The following is a 20,906-nucleotide window of genomic DNA, read 5'->3' on the forward strand; positions in this document are numbered from 1 at the left end:
TTATTCATATCCTTGACAGCAACGATGAACGTCAAAGAGAATCTGAACACTGCAAGATGTGGGAATAATTTGATCTGTGAGAGCGGTTCGAAAGTTGGAATGATGGAAAGGCAGATACGTGAATCGGACTTGGACGCAAATAGTTGGCAAGGTCATGGTAGCATCGCGTCCAAGCCCGGTTACACTAGGTATTGTTAGTCATCACCGTCGTCATCGTGGTCATCATCTTTACCATCATCATCGTCATCTTCGAAGGCTTTAATGGAAGCCTTGATGTTTCGCTCGATTGCCTTCTGATTCAGGGGAAGTCGCGGATCAAGATAGCCGCCGGCGCCATCGCTGAACCAGGTTGTGGTGTCAATGGTTAGAACGACATTGGTATTCGGCGAGCTTGCGTCGATCACCAGCGGCGGATTAAATTCTTGCTCTTGTTCCAGCTTGATGGCGCTGGTAAATGTGAAAACAGCATTGCTGTCGCCCTCGACGTAGCCGCTGACGAAGATCGTGCGATTCTGCAGGTTGGGATTAGTTGTGTAACCTTGGCCGTCGCTGGTGTCCAGCTTACAGATTTCGACCTCAATCTCATCATACGTTCCGTAAGGAACCGAAATGGTGCTGATTTGCGTCATCGTTCCAGCAAGATTGAGATTGACGATTAGCGGGATCTCTGACACAAAATCCAAGCTGTCTTCCGATGCACTCTCAATCTCGATTTCACTAATTACGACTTGAGCGGAAGTAATGGTGACTTGCTGGGCTTGCGCATCAGTTTCCTTGGCCAGCGCGCCAGACATGGCTTTTATGCTCAATTTTAAGTTGCCGCTGGTGCCGGACATCGGATCTTTTTCACAGCCGGCAAGAATGAAGCTCAACACAACCCCGATCACAGTGGCGGTCGAATGAAGGTATTTCATGATGGTATCCTCATGGAAAAAGTTCATTCGCCCTTTTGCAATTCTTGAGCCAGTTGCAATTTTACGCAAGCCCTAAACGTGAGTCATCGCATATTGAATAATTTGCGCTCTCTTAACGATTGAGCTATCCCCGCCGGGGCAATGGGAGGCGGATGCTAATCTTTCGTTTTGGTAAGTCGGCAACAAAACTCGAAATACCTTCCACCAAATTCTATGCTGATTTTATCGGGCCGTTCCTCTTTCTCTGGCTGGAAATTTTTTGCGATCATCTATCTTGCCCTGTTGGCGTGTTCGCATGCCGTCCGTTTCTTTTCTCCGCCAGAAACAGCGGCGCGCCCCGATCAGAACGTATTGACTCTCAATGCCCTCGCGCATGATCGCATACTGCCGCAGCATGTGAAGGTAGCTTACAATGATCTACAGCCCGATAACGTAATCAGCCCTCCTGTTGTTTTGTTGCTGCACGGCAGTCCGGTGGCCTCGATCACATTTAGAAAATTTGCGCCCGAGCTCGCGCAAAGCTGCCGGGTGTTGGTTCCCGATCTCCCCGGTTTTGGCCACTCAACGTTGCGCATTCCAGACTATTCGATTCGCAGCCACGCGACGTATGTTTTACAGATGTTGGATTCTCTTCGTCTCTCGCGCGTTCACCTCGTCGCTTATAGCATGAGCGGCGGTGTTGCCCTTCATCTTGCCGAACGCGCGCCCGAGCGCATTCAATCGATAACGATGGTATCGGCACTCGGCGTGCAAGAGTTGGAACTGCTGGGCGATTACCATCTCAACCATGCCGTGCATGGATTGCAGCTTGCTTTTTTGTGGTTGGTGCAAGAAGGTGTGCCGCATTTTGGCTATTTGGACGACGTCTTTCTGAATGTGCCGTATGCGCGGAATTTTTTTGATTCGGATCAACGGCCGTTGCGCGCTATTCTCACACACTATCAAAATCCGATGCTGATTGTTCACGGCAGGCATGATCCGCTTGTGCCGCTGGCAGCCGCGCAAGAACATTATCGCCTCGTGCCGCAAAGTGAATTGCAGCTTTTTGAAGGCGGACACGAGTTGATCTTCAGCAAGCCTCACATGATTGCCAAACAAATTGAGGCTTTTATCCAACAGGCGGAACAGGGGAGGCGCCTGACACGCTCGCAAGCCTCGTCCGAGCGCTTCGCGCTTGCGCAACAGCCATTTGATCCATCGCAAATTCCTCAAGCACAGGGCATCGCCCTGGTCACGCTGGTGTTCCTGCTTGCGCTGGCCACGCTTGTAAGCGAAGATTTGACCTGCATCAGTGCCGGCTTGTTGGTGGCGCGCGGCACAATGGGATATTTCTCCGCAACGCTCGGCTGTTTTCTCGGCATTGTGTTTGGCGATTTTTTGCTGTTTTTCGCTGGAAAATATTTAGGCGGGCCGGCGTTGCGCCGCGCGCCCATGAAATGGTTTTTCAATGAAGATGCCATTACGCGCGGTCGCCGGTGGTTCGAGCGTGAAGGCGCAAAAGTCATTGTATTGAGCCGCTTCATGCCCGGCAGCCGGTTGCCGACTTATGTTGCCGCGGGTTTGCTCCGAATGAGTTTCTGGAAATTTTGTGGCTATTTCGTGCTGGCAGCGGCTTTGTGGACGCCTGCGTTGGTCGCGGTTTCCACTTTGCTCGGCGGTAAAGTGATGGAATACCTTTCGCTTTATGAACAGTATTCGTGGCGCATTCTAATCGGCCTAGCAGTCGTGCTTTGGTTTATGGCAAAGCTCGTCGTGCCATTGTTCAGCTTTCGCGGTCGACGATTGTTGGTTTCAAAATGGCGCCGGCTCACGCATTGGGAATTCTGGCCGCTGTGGGCGTTTTATCCGCCAGTGATTTTTTATGTTTTATATCTTGGTCTCAAGCATCGCTCACTCACCGTGTTTACTGCGGCGAATCCTGCCATTTTCACGGGCGGTTTTCTGGGGGAATCGAAATCAGACATTCTCAATCGGCTTGCCGGCGCGGATGGCTATATCGCACGCCATCGCTTAATTTGTGTCTCGGGTAACGAAGAGCAGCGTGTGCAAGCGGTGAAAAGTTTTATGCACGAGTTTTCTCTTTCATTTCCAATCGTGTTCAAACCGGATGTTGGCCAACGCGGCGCGGGTGTGAGCGTCGTTCGATCCGAACAAGAGATGCGCGATTATTTCGGAAAGAGTGAGGGCGATACGATTGTGCAGGAATACGCGCCGGGTTATGAGTATGGTGTATTTTATTACCGCCATCCCGATCAAGCTCAGGGAAGTATTTTTGCGATTACTGACAAAAGATTCCCCGTCGTAAAGGGCGATGGCCAGAGCACGCTCGAAGAATTGATTCTTAATGATAGCCGGGCGGTTTGCATGGCGCGTTTCCTGCTCAACCAGCATCACGCGCGTTTGTTCGAGGTGCCGGCTGCTGGTGAAGTCATACCATTAGTGGAATTGGGCACGCATTGCCGCGGCGCGATTTTTTTTGACGGCGAAAAAATCAAGACGCCCGAGCTTGAAGCTTCGATAGACGCGGTTAGCCGCCATTTTGAGGGATTTTATTTCGGAAGGTACGACATCCGTACGCCTTCGCCGGAAGATTTCAAGCAGGGAAAAAATTTCAAGGTGATTGAACTAAACGGCGTGACCTCGGAAGCGACAAGTATTTATGATCCGGGGAACAGCTTGTTCAAGGCTTATCGCGTGTTGATGAAGCAATGGCGCATCGCTTTCGAGATCGGCGCGCTGAATCGTGCACGGGGTATTCGGCCAGTGCCATTGCGCGAGCTGATAAGAGTGGTAAGAAATTCATACGGCCTGGCGAAGGCTCAAGAAAAATGAAGAATTTCCTCATTGTGATCGGGAGATTGAGATCGGGAGTTCTGATTCCGTGCCGGTAAGGTTTTCAGCGAAACCGATTCACAGACATGCACGATTGTGCCGGGCTTGGCGCAAAATTTTTAGGTTGACGAAATCAGAATGACGCCGGCCAGCATAACGCCGCAGCCGAGCAAACGCTGCCGGAGATTTTTCTCGCGAAAGAACAGCCAGCCCAGGATCGTTGCGAAAATCATGCTCGTGCGTTTGATAGAAATCATGTACGCCACTTCGGCTTGATTGAGCGCCATAAAATGACAAATCACCGTCAGGGCGACGGCCATTCCGATCAATAAAAAAAGCCTTACTTGGGCTGCGGCAAAACGCAAGCGGTGGCCTGATTTCATGGCTGCAATTGGAAATAGACACAAGCCGGCCAGGGGGTAATAAAAGGATGCAAAAAAGAGCGGGCTTGAATGCTTGACGGCTACTTTACCCAAGGTTGAGGTGAGGCTGTACAGCGCCGCCGCCATAAGCATCAAGCGCGAGCCGTTTTCACGCGCGATAGCCCGCAGCGGCGCCAGCCAGCGCGGCCCGTTGCTGTTCAAATGATTATTCGTCTGCAAATTGAGCAAATAAGCGCCGGCAACAATACAAATCACGCCGAGCACGCCGTGCATGCTGAGCCTTTCACCCAAAATCAGCGCCGGCACGAGCAGCAGAAAAAGCGGTGTGAACGCGAGATAAGGAATGGTGAGCGAAAGAGGCGATATCTGCAGGGCGCGCATGCTCAAGGAAGCCGCAGTCAACTCCAGCGGCAGAAGCGCGGCAGTTGCAAGCCAGAAAACTTGGTCCAAATTCGGAATTTCGACGAACGCGAGCAGCGGCAAAAGAAATAAAGAGGAATAGCCGAAACGTACCCAGGTCACCGTCCAGCTATCTGTATGTTGACTTGCTTTTTTGCAAAGCGTATCGCTCACCGCACTCATCAAAGCGGAAGCAAAGGCAAAAATCAACCAAGACATACTACAGCAATGTTCCGCTCAAAATCATCGTGGCAACGCTGAAATAAATCACCAAACCGGTAACATCGACTAAGGTTGCAACAAACGGCGCAGAGGACACTGCCGGGTCAAAACCTAGCTTGCGCAAAATGAAGGGCAACATCGAGCCGGTGAGCGTGCCCCACATGACGACGCCGACAAGGCTAAACGCCACGGTTAAACCGACGCGCATGTAATGCTCGCCGTAGATGGTTTCGTTATTCGGAATAAGCGTGATTTGCAGGATGGCAATCGTTCCCAAAATCAATCCCAAGCCCAACCCGGCCGCCAACTCGCGGCGCATGACGCGCCACCAATCGCGCAATCGAATTTCTTCAAGCGCCATCGCGCGGATCACCAGCGAGGCGGCTTGCGAGCCGGAATTGCCGCCGCTGCTGATGATCAGCGGGATGAATAGTGCCAGAACGACGGCGCGTGCAATCTCACCTTCAAAATATTTCATTGCGGCAGCGGTCAACATCTCGCCGAGGAAAAGCAGCGACAACCAGCCCCCGCGTTTTTTGAGCATGCTGAAGAAACCGGTTTGAATGTAGGGCTCGTCGAGCGACTCGACGGCGGCCATTTTTTGAATATCCTCGGTCGCCTCTTCCTCGACGACATCGAGCATATCGTCAACCGTTACGATGCCGAGCAGCACACCCTCGGAATCCGTGACCGGCAGCGCAACGCGATCATATTTTTGCATCTGCTTTGCGGCATACTCGCGATCATCATAGGCCGAGAGCGAGATGAAATGGCGATCCATCACGCTGGCAACCGCCTCCGAAGGATCCGCCAAGATCAATCTGCGCAAACGAATATCATCGATGAGCTTGCCTTTATCGTCGACCACATAAACAGTGTTGATGGTTTCAGCATCTTTCCCGTGTTGGCGCAAATGCTCCAGCGCCTTGCCAATCGTCCATTCCGGCTTGATGGCAACGTATTCGGGCGTCATCAAACGGCCGACACTTTCCTCAGGATAACCCAGCAGTTGGCGCGCTTCTTTGAGATCTTCCGGCGGGAGTAAGTTGAGCAGTTGCTGCGTGACCTGCGCCGGCAATTCGCCGAAAAGTTCGGTGCGATCATCGGGCGCGAGTTCATGCAACAAGGCGCGTGTGCTTTCAGCGTTGAGGCTTTGTAACAAGCGTTCCTGCTCTTCGGAAGGCAAATAGGCAAAAACCTCGGCAGCCGTTTGGCGGGACAATAAACGGAAGAGAATGGGTTGATCTTCTTGCGGCAGGCTTAAGAGCAAATCCGCGATTTCCGGCGCCTCCCAATCTGCAACGCCGTCTTTTACTCCGGAATATGCTTTTTCACGAATAAGCTCCTGAATATCGGGGCCGAGTAGTTCTTTCAGCATAACTCACCTCGTAACGATCCTAAGAAAGGTTATAAATGACGTGAACCTTAACAGCTTCCGCAAGAAAGTCAAGGCGAGTGACTTCGATTTCAGAAGCTCATCGCAACACCTGTAACTTGAGCACAGCGCGAAATGTGAACGTAATGAAATTTATGCCGCCCACACGCCGGGCGATGGTCTTTCGTTGATGTCCGTTAATTCACTTGACGAGTAATACGGAGACAGTGCGCCAATTTTTGGCGAAGTAAACCGCGAAGTCCAATAAGTCTGGAAAAACTACCATTGGTTATGAAGCTTTGCGGAAATTTCCCCCTTGCCCCGGCGATTTATTGATGGGTTTTCAGCTTTTATCAAATTTTCAATGTACCGCTTCAGGCGGATGGCTGTGCAACACGCTTTTCGTTGCTGTGCCCGTTTTAACTGGTGGGCTTATCCGAGGGCGGCAGCATCGCGAAAAAATCGGCATAAATGCGCCGGCTGTATTCTTCCAGCAAGGTTTTGATGCGCTCGCGATCATTTGATCCCAGCACAAAGCCAACATGATTCTTTTTCTGCAAGCGATGGAAAATCTCAGGGTCTTGATAAGCAGATATGTCCGGCCATTCCTGCGAGGCCAGGGAGATAATAACACCGCCATAATCTTGGCGTGGGCTCGGCAGCAGATATTCCGCGTCATCCTGCGCGATTTCGATCTTTGCCCATTCTGCCCAAAGATTGACGCCGGTGGCCGCTTCCACCATTTCAACGATGTTGGCCCCGCCGACGCGCGCCGCGGCTTCGAGAAAATAAAAACGGCCGTCGTCTTTGCCCTTGATGAATTCGACGTGCGTGACGCCGCGCACCAGCCCGAGCGCCTCGATCACGCGCGCATTTTCAGCCAGCAATGTTTGTTCAATGAGAGAGCCGCGCAAAACCGTGCGGGTGGAGAACACGCCGCCTTCATGCGCCACGCTCATGGGCGGCAGGCCGTACTCGTGCGCTTCGGCAAAAACAGCTTTGCGCCCGGAGATGATGGTGTCGACATGATACACCTCGCCGGGAACATAACGTTCCAAAAGATAAAAAGACTGGCGATCGCCCAGCGACTCCAGCAGGGGCCAAATTTCGTAGGCGGCGTTGACTTTTTTGATGCCAACAGACGAGGCTTCCGAGCGCGGTTTCAGCACCCAGGGCGGCGGCACGCGCTCCAAAAAGTCGCGCAGGCGGTCGAGATTGAGCGCATGAATGAAATCCGGCACCAGCACGCCGCGCTCGGCCGCGCGCGTGCGCATTGCCAGCTTGTCACGAAAGTAGCGCGCCGTGGTGTCGCCCATGCCGGGAATGCGCAAATGCTCGCGCAGTGTTGCCACCATTTCCACGTCGTAAGCATCGAGCGCCACGATGCGATCGACCTTGTGTGTGCGCATCATGTAGCTGACGCCCTTGATAACATCCTCGCGATTGTACAAGTCTGGCATGTAGAACATCTCATCAATGCTCTCGCGCGGCCAGTCGGCGTTTTCCAAGTCTTTCAGCGTCAGCAAATAAACACGGCATCCCTGCCGCCTGCACTCGCGGATGAATTCTTGCCCTTTTACATAGCTCGAGACACACAACACGGTTTTGCGAGGTGATTCGGCCATGGTTTATCGGCTCCTTGGTTCACGGGTTGCTTGCCAACACGTTGACGCAGGAATTTTTGTCGATGTTTGATAGCGCCGTCTCAGCGGTAAGAAGCTGTCTGCGTGAAATCAATCTCTGCGGTCGAAACAAAAACGTTTCTATGAACCAAATGAATAAGCGCATGCTTTTTGGGCTTTATCGGCTCAATTCGACGAATCCGCTAGCCGGGTTGCGGCTCATGATGCCGTTCGGGGGAAGCGCTTTTGATTTCAGCCAAATTTGGGAACAGGCGCGGCTACGTGCTTTTTTGCAATGGGCGCATTATACCAGATTTTATGCGCATTGTCAAGCACAAGACTTTTTCATTTGATAATGAACAGAATAGTTTTATAATTCTGCTCCGGCAGTGAAAAAGCTAACCGAGCATTGACATCGTGAAAATTTCAATCAGGAAAGGATGCGCGAGGTGCACAAAGTCACTTTAATTCCAGGGGATGGTATCGGGCCTTCGATTACCGAGGCCGCCGTGAACGTTCTCGCAGCCTCAGGGGTCAAGATCGATTGGGATCATCAACTGGCAGGCATGGCGGCGGTGGAAAAGTTTGGCACGCCCATCCCCGAGGAAACGCTGGAATCGTTGCGGCAAAATCGTGTTGCGCTCAAAGGCCCGTTGACCACGCCGGTGGGCGGCGGCTATCGCAGCGTCAATGTCGCGCTGCGGCAGGAATTTGATCTTTATGCGAATGTGCGGCCGGCGATTTCGTTTGAAGGCACGAATGCGTTGTACAAAGACGTGAACATCGTCATGATTCGAGAAAATACGGAGGGCCTTTATTCCGGTATCGAGCATTTCATTACGGCGGACGGCGTCAACATTGCGGCGGAAAGCACGGCGCTGATCACGCGCAGCGGCTCGGAAAAAATCATTCGCTACGCCTTCGAATATGCCCGGAATAACAAACGCAAAAAAGTAACGCTGGTTCACAAAGCCAATATTCTGAAATGTACCACCGGCATGTTCCTAGAAATTGGGCGGGCGATTAGCCGCATGTATCCTGAAATCGAGTTTGCCGACAAAATCATCGATGCCTGTGCCATGCAGATGGTGATGAATCCCGGCGCTTTTGATGTCATTGTCACCACGAATTTGTTCGGAGATATTCTTTCGGATTTGGCTGCCGGGCTGGTGGGCGGCCTGGGGTTGACTGCGGGCGCGAATTTGGGTAGAAACGCCGCAATTTTCGAGGCCGTACATGGCAGCGCGCCCGACATTGCGGGAAAGAATCTCGCCAATCCCACGGCTCTGATCATGGCCAGCGTGATGCTGCTCGACTATCTTGGTGAATACCAGGCGGGCCGCCGCGTCGAAACCGCGGTGCGCGAGGTGATTCGTGCAGGCAAATTTGTGACTGCGGATTTGAACAGGCAGGCGCATGTCGGCACGCGTGAAATGGCCGAGGCGATAGTCCGGCAGTTGCAATGACGGCGGCCGGCAACAGGTTAGTCCACCTCAATTGTTGCTTCTGCTTTTAATTTGGAAACGGGCGATTCGTAGATGGCGATTAGCGTATAACGCCCGGGTCGCGAGGCCACAAAGGTGCCATCGGGCGCCAGTGTGACACCGGGAAAATCTATTGACCAGTGCATTTGGGCGGCCGCAAGCGTGATGTGTTTTCCGGTCGAGGTTATTATTCTTGCGCTGAAGCGCTGGGTTGTTCCGAGTTTGAGATTGACTTCAGCTGGCACGATTTCAAGCGCCATCGGGTGATGCACAATAACCTTCGCGGAATCACGCGCAATGCCGGTGGCGGCAAAGACGTAGCCGGAATCCGGTTGGCTGCCCGCTGTGAATATTCCTTGATTGGCAAGCCTGCCCGTCAAAGCTGTTGTGCGCCATTGCACCTCTTCCGCTTGCGTGAGAATTGGGTTATAAAAACTGTCGGTTTGCGATGCTGAAAATTTAAATTCTTCTCCGGTAAGTATCTCGATGCGTTTGGGCCATAGACTCAAAAAGGCCGCCGGTCCTTGCGGCGCAGAGGAGATGAGCAGCAACGCATTCGCCACCGGGCGCTCGCCCGCCAAATCACTTGGCCGGTTTACAACGTCGCCGCGCACGACCATGGTGCTCGAACCGCCGCCGTCGAGGTTGATTGCCTGAGTACAACCGAGTTCGAGCAGAAACTCCGCCAATTCTTGCAGACTCATGCCCACGCTGTAACCCGGTTGCCGGCCATCGACCACAACAAAATACATGCGCGTATTCCGCTCGTTAAATCCAATGGCCGTGCGCGGGTGCCTAGTTGGGGCAAAATCCGGGTGATTTTGTTCGACCTCACTTTCAATCGAGATCTTACCGTCACGAATCAAACGCGGCGTACCGCCGATGGCAGCCGTGAGGCATGCCGGCGCTTGCGGAATTTGCCAAAGGAGTTTGACGGTGTCGCCCTCGACGAGATGTTGTGCCGCCCAATTGGCGGCGCGGCCATGCGCTGAAAGTATATAAAGACTGTCATGCAGCGCGCTGTTGCCGCTTTGCCGCATTTGAGTCAACACCACGGCCGTGATGGTGTCATTCACGCAAGAACGGCCGAGCAGGCGCAATGCCGTTTCGGCGCCGTAGCGATTGGTATTCGTGTTGGCGCCATTAAAACGATTATAGGCAATCATTTCGTCTTCACGACGCGCGCGATTGATGCCGGCGATGGCGTGAAGCGCGCCGCGCCGGGAAATCACAAGCCCGGTAAGCTCGGGCACGGCAATACCCGGCTGTTTGTCGGCATTCATTACAAAAACCGAGCGCGGATAAACACCGTGTACAATTTCGCCCTGGCGAATTTGAAGATTGAGGGGGAAGCCCTGCTTGTCAAAAAAATCGCCATTAATGGCGGCGACGACGCGCGCGCCCTCGCGATCTTCCCGCGCTGACAAACGGCTGGTTAATTCCAGGCCATTCGGTTGTTGGGCGCGCACGGTTTCGAGTTGGAGATAGAGATGCTTGTAATCGAATTCCAAAACCTCAATCGCCCACGGCCCGGTCTCACGATAGAATTTGTGATGTTTTGCCGCTGGCCCAACCTCCCGGCTTGCGCTCGGGCCGCCGGTGACTTGTGCAAGGAGAGAAGAAGAGAACAGTACAAGGCAGGGGAAAGCATATCTGAGTGATCGCACGCTTATCATTCCTGTTCGTGAAACAAATCCTGATCAAATCGCCGGCAAAATAGGCATGTACCGTGCGAAAGTCAATTTTAAACTTCCGAAGGGGCTGAAATTGAGCTTGACAGAGAGGGAGATTTTCATACATTACAGCATGTTTTTGCAGCGCGACCCGGGTTGAATCAGACAAGTGAATAGCGCCTAAAATTTTTTTGCGCGCCTGCCCGCAGGATTGCCTGGAAACAGTTGCGAACATATTGCCGAAAGGGATTTTATGCTGGTCGAGTTTCGTATTATTCCCGTTGGTACCGGAGAAGAAACCAAAGAACTTGTGGCCAAAACGCTGGCGATTGTCGAGAAAAGTGAATTGGATTATCAATTGACCGCGATGGGCACACTGCTGGAAGGTGAATGGGAAGAAATCACGTTTGTGATCAAAAAGTGCCATGATGAAATCAAGCAATTCGCCGAGCGCGTCGTCACAGAGATTGTCATCGACGATCGCAAAGACGTGAAGAACCGGTTGAAGGGAAGTGTGTTGGAGGTGGAGTATGTGTTGGGAAAGAGTTTGCAGACCGGCGGGTTGACGTGAAATTGAAATCCTGTCATCACACTGAACCCAGAAATGCACGCGAGTCAAAATAAAACGAGCCGCGATTACCTGCCCGTTTCTATTAGAGCCGAGCTGCGGCGGGTGTTGCAAATACTCGAGAAGTATAATGTTCGTAAAGTCATTCTTTACGGCTCATTTGCCCGGGGCGATTTTCGTGAAGATTCGGATTTTGATTTGTGTGTCGAAGGGCTTTCCAGCAGCGATTTTTTTAGCGTTGGGAGAATGCCTGATGGCGGTAACCAGGCCGTTGAGTATGGTAGACCTGAAAGATGCCCGAGGATATTTTCGCGAGCGGATTCTGACGGAGGGCTTGGTAATCTATGATGTTGCAGGAATTCCAGAAAGAAGTCCTGTTTGGGCTTGAGAATTTAAACCGCGTGAAAAACGACATCGACTCATTTCACGCTGGTATGGCCGCCGCTCCAATGCGCAATTCCGCATTGGCTTACGCCGGCATGGGCTACTATGACGCGCTTGAGCATCTGATGGTTCGAACGCTCAAGTTTCTCGAAATTACTTTGCCCGCTGGCGCTGCTTCGCATCAAATGATTCTCGCCGAATTTCAGAATGCTTTGGTCAGGTTAGGCATCGCTTTTTTTGACTTTAGCATGTTTAAGCGTTTGTTGGGTTTTCGCCATGTGGCAACAAAAATATATGGCTTTCTGATTAATGATGACAAACTTGCCGAAGTGATTGCAACCATCCAAATAAAACATACGGCTTTCGTCGATTTATTCCAAACGATCATACGGAAGGTTGAAACCGGTTCAACATAAAACAGGAGACAAAGTTCCATCATGATTTTCGATTTCGATATGATCCAGCGGGTTTATGCTGGGATGAAGCCCAAAGTGGAAGCCGGTCGCAAGCTTTATGGCCGGCCGCTAACGTTAACTGAGAAAATTCTTTGTGCGCATTTTGCGGAGTTGCCGAAAGAACCGCCGGTGCGCAAAAAAACTTACGTCAATCTCTCGCCCGATCGCGTGGCGATGCAGGATGCAACGGCGCAAATGGCGCTGCTGCAATTCATGACCGCCGGCATCCCCAAAACCGCGGTGCCATCTACGGTGCATTGCGATCACTTGATTCAAGCCAAGCTTGGCGCGCATGCGGATTTGGCGCGCGCGCGTGATGAGAACAAAGAAGTTTATGATTTTCTCGCCAGCGTTTCCAATAAATACGGCATCGGCTTTTGGAAGCCCGGCGCCGGCATCATCCCCCAGGTCGTGTTGGAAAATTACGCCTTCCCCGGAGGCATGCTGATCGGCACCGACTCACATACGCCCAACGCCGGCGGGCTCGGCATGATCGCCATTGGCGTCGGCGGCGCCGATGCGGTGGACGTGATGGCCGGCATTCCGTGGGAATTGAAATGGCCGGGCATTGTCGGCGTGCATCTCAAAGGCAAAATGAACGGCTGGACCGCCGCGAAAGATGTGATCCTGCGCGTTGCCGGTATTCTGACAGTGAAAGGCGGCACCAATAATATTGTCGAATATTTCGGCGAAGGCGCGCGCGCGATCAGCGCCACCGGTAAAGGGACGATCACCAACATGGGCGCAGAGATTGGCGCGACGACGTCGATTTTCCCATTTGATGATCGCATGGAAACGTACTTGATCGCCACCGGCCGCGCTGAAGTTGCCAAAGCCGCAAAAGCCGTGGCCGAAAGCCTCGTTCCCGATCCGGAAGTGTTGAAATCGCCTGAAAAGTTTTATGATCAAATCATTGAGATCGATCTCTCGACGCTGGAGCCGTATGTGAACGGCCCGTTGACGCCGGATTTGGCGCGGCCGGTGTCGCAGCTCGCGGCGGATGCGAAGAAGAACGAATATCCTGACGAGATCAAAGTCGCGCTCATCGGCAGTTGCACCAACTCTTCTTATGAAGATATCGAGCGTGCCGCGAGCGTTGCCAAGCAAGCGCTGGCCAAAGGCCTAAAGGTGAAATCGAAGTTCACCATCACGCCCGGCTCGGAGCAGATTCGCGCCACGATCGCGCGCGACGGCCAGTTGCAAACGCTGACGGAGATCGGCGGCAAGGTGCTGGCGAATGCCTGCGGCCCGTGCATCGGCATGTGGAGCCGCGATGATATCAAGCACGGCGAGCGCAATACCATCATCAATTCGTACAATCGCAATTTTGCCAAGCGCAATGACGACAATCCCAACACGCTCGCGTTTGTCGCCAGCCCGGAAGTTGTAACCGCGTATGCACTGGCCGGACGGTTGAGTTTCAATCCGCTCACCGACACGCTGACGAATGACAAAGGCGAGCAAGTCAAGCTCGAGCCACCCACCGGCGTGGAGTTGCCGGCGCGCGGTTTTGATCCTGGCGATTCCGGCTATATCGAACCGGCAAAGGACGGCGCAAAAGTGCAAGTTGCGATTGATGCGAAGAGCGATCGCTTGCAGGCGCTTTCGCCGTTTCCAGCTTGGGAGGGCAAAGATTTGCTGGACATGCCGGTGCTGGTAAAAGCCAAAGGCAAGTGTACGACGGACCACATTTCTCCCGCGGGCAAATGGCTCAAATACCGCGGCCATCTTGACAACATCTCGAACAATCTCTTTAGTGGCGCGATCAACGCTTTCAGTGGTGAAGCTGGAAAAGGCAAAAACATTTTCACCGGTGAAGTTAAAACATTTGCCGAAGTCGCGCGCGATTACAAAGCGATGATGGCAAACGGAAAACTCCCTGGCTGGATTGCCGTTGGCGACGAGAACTACGGCGAAGGCTCCTCCCGCGAACACGCGGCAATGGAACCGCGCTGGCTCGGCGGCCGCGTGGTGATCACCCGCAGCTTTGCGCGTATTCATGAAACAAATTTGAAGAAACAAGGCATGCTGCCGTTGACGTTCAAAAATCCTGCGGACTACGATTTGATTCGCGAAGATGATCGCGTGTCGATCATCGGACTTGCTTCGTTTGCGCCCGGCAAGCCGCTGCAGATGATCATCAAACACGCCGACGGCGCGCAACATGAGTGCGAGTTGAATCATTCGTTCAACGAAACCGCGATTGCCTGGTTCAGGGCGGGGAGCGCGTTAAATTTGATCGGGAAAGTATAACGGCCATTTGTCGGCGAAGCTTTACCAGCAGTTGCATACGAATTCGTGTCGTGCGCTAAACACTTTTCATGCAAAGGAGACTTCCCATGAACACGGTCGGTGATCTCGTTGCGGGGCGGGAGGTTTACACCGTGCAGGCCAGTCAATCGGTTTACGAAGTTGCGCAATTCATGGTCGCAATGAATATCGGTGCGGTGGCGGTGCTGGACGGCGATCGCGTCGCCGGAATTTTCTCCGAGCGCGATTTGATGAAACGGGTCGTCGGTGCGGAATTGCAGCCGCGCCAGACCCTGGTGCGTGATGTCATGACGCGCAATCTCGTCACGGCCTCGCCGGAAGAAAGCTATGAAACCTGTTTAGTGCGCATGCAGAATCACGGCATCCGACATTTGGTCATTGCTTCCGGAGATCGTGTTGTGGGCGTTATTTCTCTACGGGACCTGATGTCGATTGATATCCAACAAAAATCCGCCGAGATACAAATGATGAATGCTTACCTGCATTACGTTCCTCCGGCGTCAGCCTGATAAAGCTCGGCACAGAATGAAAAACCCCTGGAGTGTCTCGTTCACGCCAGGGGTTTTTTGATTTTGGGAGGGGCTGAGTTAAAAAAACAGCGCTTTCTTCGGAAAGAGGCCAAAAATCCCGCCGGTATGCCAGAACAAAATACGCTCGCCTTTTTTGAAGCGCCCCTTGCGAATTTGATCCGCCAAGCCAAACATCGCTTTGCCGGTATAAACTGGATCGAGAATGATGCCTTCCAATTGCGCGACATGCTTGATCAAATCAATCTCTTCCTGACTGTTCAAACCATAGCCCTTGCCGACGTAGCCATCGATGATGCTGATGTCCTGGCTTTGCAAATTCAGGTCAAAGCCGAATCTGCGGCGCGCGCTGCGCAAAATATTCGATACGCGATTTTGAAAATAGTTGGCGTCATCGCACACATTAATGCCATGAATTTGACCGGCTATGCCCACCGCGTGTTTGCCCAGCAACATGCCGGCCAATGTTCCACCGGAGCCTACCGCGCAAATCATGTGATCGAAGGCGAGGCTTTGTGTTTTCATTTGTTCCGCAACTTCTGCCATGGCGGTGACATAACCCAACGAGCCGAGCGCGTTCGAGCCGCCTTCCGGAATGACGTAAGGCTTGATGCCTTTGGCGACGTACTCATCCGCGAGCTTGGACATGATCTCATCGACTTGTTCATATTCCGCCACGGTGATGAACGTGATTTCCGCGCCCACGAGCCGATCCAAAAACAAATTGCCTTCGGGATCGCTGCCGGTGGAGTTGCGCAAAACCAGGTGGCATTTGATCCCCATTTTTGCCGCGGAAACCGCAGTCGCGCGCGCATGATTCGATTGGGCACCGCCGCAAGTGATCAAAACCTCGCCGCCTTGTTGGCGCGCTTCGGCAAGCAGATATTCAAGTTTTCTGATTTTGTTGCCGGTTTCAGCCATGCCGGTCAAATCGTCGCGTTTGATATAAATATCCGGGCCGTTTAACTCCCCGCTGAAGCGCTGCAGTTTTTCCAACGGCGTGGGGAGGTGTGCAAAAATGATTCTTGAAGGAATGGTGATAGCCATTTTGACCTCCGATTAGCGATTACAACAGACGAAAACTGCCGATAATTTTTTCAATGTCATCGCGGTAAGTCGAGTAAGCCGCTTCGCTGGTTTGGCAAAAAATCGTATAGGCCACGCGATCCTTGATTAAATAAGTCGCGACCCAAACTTCCAACGGCATCAGCGCCTGCGGAATCTTGACAATAAAAATCGCGCCCTCGGCAACGTTGGTCTCGAGTTTGGTAACCGGCCAGATCACCTGGACCGTATCCTGCGGCGATTGATATTGATCCATGATTTCGTGCAAACTCTCTGCAGCCACAGCAAAGGCGGAGTAGAGTTCTTTGAGATTGAAAACGCCGACCGTGCAACGCGCGACAACCGTGTCCTGCAATTGCCGGGTGAGTTGCACAACGTTAGTGGTATTGGCGATGATCTCACGCACAAGCTCGGGCGAAGCTTGCGCCTTGCTCGGGGCTATTTCCGTGATCACCCAGTCACGGCTCGGCGCTTGAATTGAAAATCTAAAATCAGCATGACGATAAGTTAGATCATCAATCGTTGCAGGAGTTTGCTGAGACGCCTGCGAAGCAAGCTCGGCGCCCTTGCGCTGCAGGTTGATCATCAAAGTAACCACGAGTACCAGCAGAATGGCCATGAAGAAAACGCGCGTGCGGCTGATCAGCGGTGTTGCCTTTGATGAAGATTGGGTTGAAGGATTGAGCATAGGACAATTCAAACATCTGATTCATGCGCGGGCAACGGAAGCGAGCGTTGCCAGTGCAGCAGTTCCTGCATGGTAAAGACTGGTGTGGCGCCCGGCTTGGTGCAAACGAATGCGCCCGCCAGATTGGCGAAGGTTGCAATCTCCGGCAAGGGCGTCTGGCGCAGGTATTTGTGCATCAATCCTGCAGAAAAAGCATCGCCCGCGCCGGTGGTATCAACAACGTTGACCGACAAGCCTGGCAGGCGGCAACTCTCATGCCGGCTAAACAATTCGCAGCCGTTGTTGCCATAGGTAATGGCGATCAACGATAAATCGTATTCGTGCATGAGATATTCAACGAAGTGCGCGGTGCTATCGCCGTCGCGCCGGAGCACGCGCCGCAAGATCTCCGTTTCACTGTCGTTCATTTTTAAGATGTCGGCCAATTCGAGCGAGGGCGGAAGAATTTTGAGCAAGCTCGCTTCGCTGGCGCGCGTATTCATATCGAAAATTTTGACCGCGCCATGAGCCGCGCGCAGAAACTGCAAGATGTTTTCGCGGGCAACGGTGGAACGCTGCGCCAACGTTCCAAACATGACGGCATCACAGTTTTGCGCCACTTTCTCGAGCGCCGGCGTGAATTTGAGATAATCAAATGCCACATCTTGCGAACATTGAAACGTTGGCACGCCCTTGATGTCGAGTGAGATCATCACGGTACCCGTGCCTTTTTTGCGGTCGAGCTGTATGTGGTCGGTTGCAAGCTTGCGTTCGCGCAGCGCGTGAATCAGGCCTTTGCCCATGCCATCATCACCGACTCGTGAAACGAGCAGGCCTTCATCACCCAGTTGATTTACGTGAATGGCGAAGTTGGCCGGCGCGCCGCCGAGATGCCGTTGATCTTGATAAATATCCCACAAGACTTCACCGAGGCCAACGATCTTGAATTTTTTATCGTGCATTTTGATGGGAGTGCCGTGTTCTAATAAAAATGAAATGGTACGGGCGTAAACGAAAACGCAAAAATCAGAAACGTCATACAGGCGACCACTTGCCGTTTGAAATCCAGCGGTTCGGCGTCATATTCGGTGGGCGGATGGCGATAGCCAAACCACAACAGCATGAGGATCATGAGAACCCAAAACGGATAAACCACAATACAAATCAAGGCAAAAGACGCCATGGTGACGGGAAAGATTTGTTGGCTGCGCTCGCCGAGCAAAGCATAAAGAATATGCCCACCGTCGAGCTGGCCGATAGGCAACAAGTTGAGCGCGGTAACAAATAAACCGGCCCAGCCGGCGTACGCCAGCGGATGCAACAAAACGTCATGCCCGGCTGGCAACGGCCCCTTGACAAGCTCAATGATCCATTTGAACAGCAACGGGTCCACCGATTTGACCGCATTTTGCAAATCCGCAGTATTTTTGACTTCGGACATGGCAAGCCCAAAATAAATCGCCGGAAGCGTCACGAGCAAGCCCGCTAGCGGCCCGGCAACACCGATATCAAACAGCACGCGCCGCGTCGGCATGCGCGCATCCATGCGAATGACGGCCCCGAGCGTGCCGAAGGGGAACGAGGGGAATGGAATGAAAAACGGCAAGGTGGCGCGAATGCCGTAGCGCACACACATGAGGTAATGCCCCATCTCGTGGCAGAACAAGATGGCCATAATGCCAGCGCTATACCACAAGCCGGCGGCAATATCGCGTTCCGGCCAGAAGTGGATAAAGAAAGTCGAAAAACATGTCAAAAAGAACAATAGAACATTTAAACGCCGCTGGTCGCTGCTCAATATTTTGGCAATCCACGGCCGCCGGGCCGTCAATGAATCGGGTTGATCATATTCAGCATAATCATTCGGTGACATGGCTGTTGTCTGACTCTCCTTTGACGATAATGACAGGCGTTCCTAGAGTCGCCTGCAACTGCATTTTTGCATTCCCCTGGTTGACGCCGATTTCCAGCAAATCAAAACTGTTGATAAGGGCGACAGGCTCGCCTGTGCCGACACTAGCGTAAGACGTTTGCAGTCCGTGAATAGTTTGGCGTTTTAGTTGAACGGCAATCTTTGCGCCTGAAGCGAAGCGGGATAGGTCTTTTCTGGTGATATTCGAAATCAGGTTGCCAAAACGATCGCTAAAAATTATTTCACCGTGCAAGGTGTTTTGATCAACTTTACACGCATGCGCCGGACGTTGCGGTTTGAGCGTGAAGGAATCTCCCAGCTCTTCCAAAGCCACGCCGTTTGCCAAATGCGCTGCCACCGGCGCAAAAATATCGCGGCCATGAAAAGTATTTGAAATTTCGGTGCGCCAAAATTCCCGGCGCGAAAGCCGCACGGCAGGCGGCGGCGCTGCCCGCGCACAAAAATCAAACAGCCCGTTATCCGGTCCGACAAAATAATGGCTGTCATGAAAGCAGGCAATCGCATGACGCGAAGTTCCGACGCCTGGATCGATGACAGCGACATGAACGGTTCCAGCGGGGAAGTAACGGTAGTGGGCGGATAAAATGAAAGCCCCGGCAGCCACTTCCTGGGGCGGCACTTCGTGCGTGATATCAATTAATCGTGCGTGTGGCATGATTCCGAGTATCACGCCTTTCATGGCGGCGACGTAACCGTCGGCGTTGCCGAAGTCCGTCAATAGGGTAATAATTCCCGAGGATTTCATTCCTTGATCACGGTGCGGCGGTGAAGCAACACCAGCCATGATAAGCAATCACGCCGCGAGAAGCAAGTCGATTATCCCGAGCTGAATTTTCGAAGCATTCTGAATTTAATCAACCTTTACCGCAATGCAACTTATTTCCACGCCGGCATCACGCGGTAAGCGCGCCACCTGAACGGTTTCGCGCGCGGGTTTGCTGGTGGAAAAAAACTCGGCATAGATCTGGTTCACGAGCTGGTAATCGTCCATGTTGGCCAGAAAGATCGTGGCTTTGACGACATGGCTGGAGTCCATGCCCGCCGCTTTGAGCACTTCCTTGAGATTCCGCAGTACCATTCGTGTTTCTTCTTCAATATTGCCGCGCACCTGTTCGCCAGTGGCTGGATCGATTGCAATCTGCCCGCTGCAATATAACGTATTTCCAACTCTGACGGCTTGACTGTACGGTCCGATGGGTTTCGGCGCGCCCTTAGAAAAAACGACTTCACGCACGGGCTGCTCTGGCTTTTGCAAGAGCGTGCAACCTAAGATAAAAAGCGCGGTCAACGCCGCCATTGTATACTTCATACTGGCCTCCAGTTAAGAATTTGAAGTCAGTTTTACTACAGGTTTTATGAATTGGGCTTTTATTCACCTAATCTTCTTGGTGACGGTATTCCAAAAGTATTTGAATGACTCCGAATGCTTTTGAGCCGAATATGGCCTAAATTTGGGTGCTATTCGTTTTGCAAAATCAATCTTATTGAATGCAGTATTGGGGTACTGTTGACGCCAGCATTCAAGAAGTACTTTTTTGGCATTTAGCGAAGCTGTTTCCGGATGATTTTTGTATTTTGCTTTTGGCAAAACTGCTGTAACAGCATCTGCGTCGGCCAGTAACCACGCTTCTAATCCACGAATAGCTATGCAAACGAACAGGAATCTTTCATCAAAAGGTTTGCGGGCCTCTTGTTGAATGTGTTCATCGAATTCATCCAGAACGGCCGTCACACAAGGAGACTTATCACGATCGAGAATAATAAAACTTGCGTGATAATGTTCATCACGGAATGTTTCCAATAAACGAGGAGCTTCGCGGATCAACTTTTCGCGATTATTCATGCTACGAATATCGAATTTGGCTTTAGGAAAGTTTTTATTTAGCAACTTGTCCCAGAAAGCGCGATCAGAAGGCCCTTCAACTCCTACCCCAATAATCATGGAATACCCCCTAATGCGCCTTGTACCCAAAGTTCTCCAAGCCGAAAATGTTTTTGAAAACTTATAATTTCAGGAAGATCCGATGCTCGTTTCAACTTAGTGAACCCATCTACTTTATCGCACATAATGACTTCATCTGGGTGCAAATGGTCAAGAAAGGACGGATTATGAGTTGTAATGAGAAACTGTC

Annotated in this window: 19 protein-coding genes; 7 read left to right on the top strand and 12 right to left on the bottom strand. The window is 52.3% G+C overall.

Annotated elements, in window-relative coordinates:
- Positions 1 to 194 precede the first annotated feature (194 nt).
- Positions 195 to 983 carry a DUF4382 domain-containing protein gene (locus FBQ85_00910; GenBank protein ID MDL1873724.1) on the bottom strand — a complete coding sequence of 263 codons (789 nt, stop codon included), beginning with the start codon at positions 981 to 983 and terminating at the stop codon, positions 195 to 197.
- A gap of 144 nt (positions 984 to 1,127) precedes the next feature.
- Between FBQ85_00910 and FBQ85_00915 the strand changes: the two genes are divergently transcribed.
- Positions 1,128 to 3,746 carry an alpha/beta fold hydrolase gene (locus FBQ85_00915; GenBank protein ID MDL1873725.1) on the top strand — a complete coding sequence of 873 codons (2,619 nt, stop codon included), beginning with the start codon at positions 1,128 to 1,130 and terminating at the stop codon, positions 3,744 to 3,746.
- Between the two features lie 119 nt (positions 3,747 to 3,865).
- Here the strand turns inward: FBQ85_00915 and FBQ85_00920 are convergent, their stop codons facing one another.
- The 3 genes from FBQ85_00920 to FBQ85_00930 form a co-directional block, all read right to left on the bottom strand.
- Positions 3,866 to 4,747: a DMT family transporter gene (locus FBQ85_00920; protein ID MDL1873726.1), complete on the bottom strand. Its 882-nt coding sequence runs from the start codon at positions 4,745 to 4,747 to the stop codon at positions 3,866 to 3,868.
- Between the two features lies 1 nt (position 4,748).
- Positions 4,749 to 6,128, bottom strand: coding sequence for a magnesium transporter (gene mgtE / locus FBQ85_00925; protein ID MDL1873727.1), 1,380 nt, complete (start codon positions 6,126 to 6,128; stop codon positions 4,749 to 4,751).
- Positions 6,129 to 6,544: 416 nt separating this feature from the next.
- Positions 6,545 to 7,750 (bottom strand): ATPase, encoded by a 1,206-nt coding sequence (locus tag FBQ85_00930; protein MDL1873728.1) that lies wholly within the window; start codon positions 7,748 to 7,750, stop codon positions 6,545 to 6,547.
- A gap of 446 nt (positions 7,751 to 8,196) precedes the next feature.
- Here FBQ85_00930 and FBQ85_00935 point away from each other — a divergent pair, with 446 nt between their 5' ends.
- On the top strand, positions 8,197 to 9,213 hold the full coding sequence (locus FBQ85_00935; GenBank protein ID MDL1873729.1) for an NAD-dependent isocitrate dehydrogenase: 1,017 nt from the start codon (positions 8,197 to 8,199) through the stop codon (positions 9,211 to 9,213).
- Between the two features lie 17 nt (positions 9,214 to 9,230).
- Here FBQ85_00935 and FBQ85_00940 read toward each other — a convergent pair whose 3' ends face one another.
- On the bottom strand, positions 9,231 to 10,907 hold the full coding sequence (locus FBQ85_00940; protein MDL1873730.1) for a phosphodiester glycosidase family protein: 1,677 nt from the start codon (positions 10,905 to 10,907) through the stop codon (positions 9,231 to 9,233).
- A 250-nt stretch (positions 10,908 to 11,157) separates the two neighbouring features.
- On the opposite strand from FBQ85_00940, the gene FBQ85_00945 reads away from it, so the two are divergent.
- From FBQ85_00945 to FBQ85_00965, 5 genes are all read left to right on the top strand, one after another.
- The gene (locus FBQ85_00945; protein ID MDL1873731.1) at positions 11,158 to 11,475 is read left to right on the top strand and encodes an MTH1187 family thiamine-binding protein; all 318 of its coding nucleotides are present in this window, start codon (positions 11,158 to 11,160) and stop codon (positions 11,473 to 11,475) included.
- A gap of 33 nt (positions 11,476 to 11,508) precedes the next feature.
- Positions 11,509 to 11,820 carry a nucleotidyltransferase domain-containing protein gene (locus FBQ85_00950; GenBank protein MDL1873732.1) on the top strand — a complete coding sequence of 104 codons (312 nt, stop codon included), beginning with the start codon at positions 11,509 to 11,511 and terminating at the stop codon, positions 11,818 to 11,820.
- Positions 11,817 to 12,272 (top strand): hypothetical protein, encoded by a 456-nt coding sequence (locus FBQ85_00955; GenBank protein MDL1873733.1) that lies wholly within the window; start codon positions 11,817 to 11,819, stop codon positions 12,270 to 12,272. The genes FBQ85_00950 and FBQ85_00955 overlap by 4 nt, the downstream gene beginning before the upstream one ends.
- Before the next feature lie 21 nt (positions 12,273 to 12,293).
- Positions 12,294 to 14,564, top strand: a complete 2,271-nt coding sequence (locus FBQ85_00960; protein MDL1873734.1) for an aconitate hydratase — start codon at positions 12,294 to 12,296, stop codon at positions 14,562 to 14,564.
- A gap of 68 nt (positions 14,565 to 14,632) precedes the next feature.
- A complete protein-coding gene (locus tag FBQ85_00965; protein MDL1873735.1) occupies positions 14,633 to 15,091 on the top strand; it encodes a CBS domain-containing protein in 459 nt (152 codons plus the stop codon).
- Positions 15,092 to 15,169: 78 nt separating this feature from the next.
- Here the strand turns inward: FBQ85_00965 and FBQ85_00970 are convergent, their stop codons facing one another.
- From FBQ85_00970 to FBQ85_01000, 7 genes are all read right to left on the bottom strand, one after another.
- Positions 15,170 to 16,156 (bottom strand): D-cysteine desulfhydrase family protein, encoded by a 987-nt coding sequence (locus FBQ85_00970; GenBank protein ID MDL1873736.1) that lies wholly within the window; start codon positions 16,154 to 16,156, stop codon positions 15,170 to 15,172.
- A gap of 19 nt (positions 16,157 to 16,175) precedes the next feature.
- A complete protein-coding gene (locus tag FBQ85_00975; protein MDL1873737.1) occupies positions 16,176 to 16,862 on the bottom strand; it encodes a hypothetical protein in 687 nt (228 codons plus the stop codon).
- Between the two features lie 8 nt (positions 16,863 to 16,870).
- Positions 16,871 to 17,803: a carbohydrate kinase gene (locus tag FBQ85_00980; GenBank protein ID MDL1873738.1), complete on the bottom strand. Its 933-nt coding sequence runs from the start codon at positions 17,801 to 17,803 to the stop codon at positions 16,871 to 16,873.
- A gap of 20 nt (positions 17,804 to 17,823) precedes the next feature.
- Complete coding sequence (locus FBQ85_00985; protein ID MDL1873739.1) at positions 17,824 to 18,714, bottom strand: site-2 protease family protein; 891 nt, start codon at positions 18,712 to 18,714, stop codon at positions 17,824 to 17,826.
- Positions 18,701 to 19,558, bottom strand: coding sequence for an SAM-dependent chlorinase/fluorinase (locus FBQ85_00990; protein MDL1873740.1), 858 nt, complete (start codon positions 19,556 to 19,558; stop codon positions 18,701 to 18,703). The genes FBQ85_00985 and FBQ85_00990 overlap by 14 nt, the downstream gene beginning before the upstream one ends.
- A gap of 66 nt (positions 19,559 to 19,624) precedes the next feature.
- Positions 19,625 to 20,071 carry a RidA family protein gene (locus tag FBQ85_00995; protein MDL1873741.1) on the bottom strand — a complete coding sequence of 149 codons (447 nt, stop codon included), beginning with the start codon at positions 20,069 to 20,071 and terminating at the stop codon, positions 19,625 to 19,627.
- A gap of 75 nt (positions 20,072 to 20,146) precedes the next feature.
- Complete coding sequence (locus tag FBQ85_01000) at positions 20,147 to 20,716, bottom strand: DUF4276 family protein (GenBank protein ID MDL1873742.1); 570 nt, start codon at positions 20,714 to 20,716, stop codon at positions 20,147 to 20,149.
- Positions 20,717 to 20,906 lie beyond the last annotated feature (190 nt).

The organism is Cytophagia bacterium CHB2 (assembly GCA_030263535.1).
Taxonomy (GTDB): Bacteria; Zhuqueibacterota; Zhuqueibacteria; order Zhuqueibacterales; family Zhuqueibacteraceae; genus Coneutiohabitans.

Coding starts and splice junctions, on each gene's coding strand:
- FBQ85_00915 (MDL1873725.1), top strand. CDS start 1,128: ATGCTGATTTTATCGGGCCGTTCCTCTTTCTCTGGCTGGAAATTTTTT.
- FBQ85_00920 (MDL1873726.1), bottom strand. CDS start 4,747: ATGTCTTGGTTGATTTTTGCCTTTGCTTCCGCTTTGATGAGTGCGGTG.
- mgtE (MDL1873727.1), bottom strand. CDS start 6,128: ATGCTGAAAGAACTACTCGGCCCCGATATTCAGGAGCTTATTCGTGAA.
- FBQ85_00930 (MDL1873728.1), bottom strand. CDS start 7,750: ATGGCCGAATCACCTCGCAAAACCGTGTTGTGTGTCTCGAGCTATGTA.
- FBQ85_00940 (MDL1873730.1), bottom strand. CDS start 10,907: ATGATAAGCGTGCGATCACTCAGATATGCTTTCCCCTGCCTTGTACTG.
- FBQ85_00945 (MDL1873731.1), top strand. CDS start 11,158: ATGCTGGTCGAGTTTCGTATTATTCCCGTTGGTACCGGAGAAGAAACC.
- FBQ85_00950 (MDL1873732.1), top strand. CDS start 11,509: ATGCACGCGAGTCAAAATAAAACGAGCCGCGATTACCTGCCCGTTTCT.
- FBQ85_00955 (MDL1873733.1), top strand. CDS start 11,817: ATGATGTTGCAGGAATTCCAGAAAGAAGTCCTGTTTGGGCTTGAGAAT.
- FBQ85_00960 (MDL1873734.1), top strand. CDS start 12,294: ATGATTTTCGATTTCGATATGATCCAGCGGGTTTATGCTGGGATGAAG.
- FBQ85_00965 (MDL1873735.1), top strand. CDS start 14,633: ATGCAAAGGAGACTTCCCATGAACACGGTCGGTGATCTCGTTGCGGGG.
- FBQ85_00970 (MDL1873736.1), bottom strand. CDS start 16,156: ATGGCTATCACCATTCCTTCAAGAATCATTTTTGCACACCTCCCCACG.
- FBQ85_00975 (MDL1873737.1), bottom strand. CDS start 16,862: ATGCTCAATCCTTCAACCCAATCTTCATCAAAGGCAACACCGCTGATC.
- FBQ85_00980 (MDL1873738.1), bottom strand. CDS start 17,803: ATGCACGATAAAAAATTCAAGATCGTTGGCCTCGGTGAAGTCTTGTGG.
- FBQ85_00985 (MDL1873739.1), bottom strand. CDS start 18,714: ATGTCACCGAATGATTATGCTGAATATGATCAACCCGATTCATTGACG.
- FBQ85_00990 (MDL1873740.1), bottom strand. CDS start 19,558: ATGGCTGGTGTTGCTTCACCGCCGCACCGTGATCAAGGAATGAAATCC.
- FBQ85_00995 (MDL1873741.1), bottom strand. CDS start 20,071: ATGGCGGCGTTGACCGCGCTTTTTATCTTAGGTTGCACGCTCTTGCAA.
- FBQ85_01000 (MDL1873742.1), bottom strand. CDS start 20,716: ATGATTATTGGGGTAGGAGTTGAAGGGCCTTCTGATCGCGCTTTCTGG.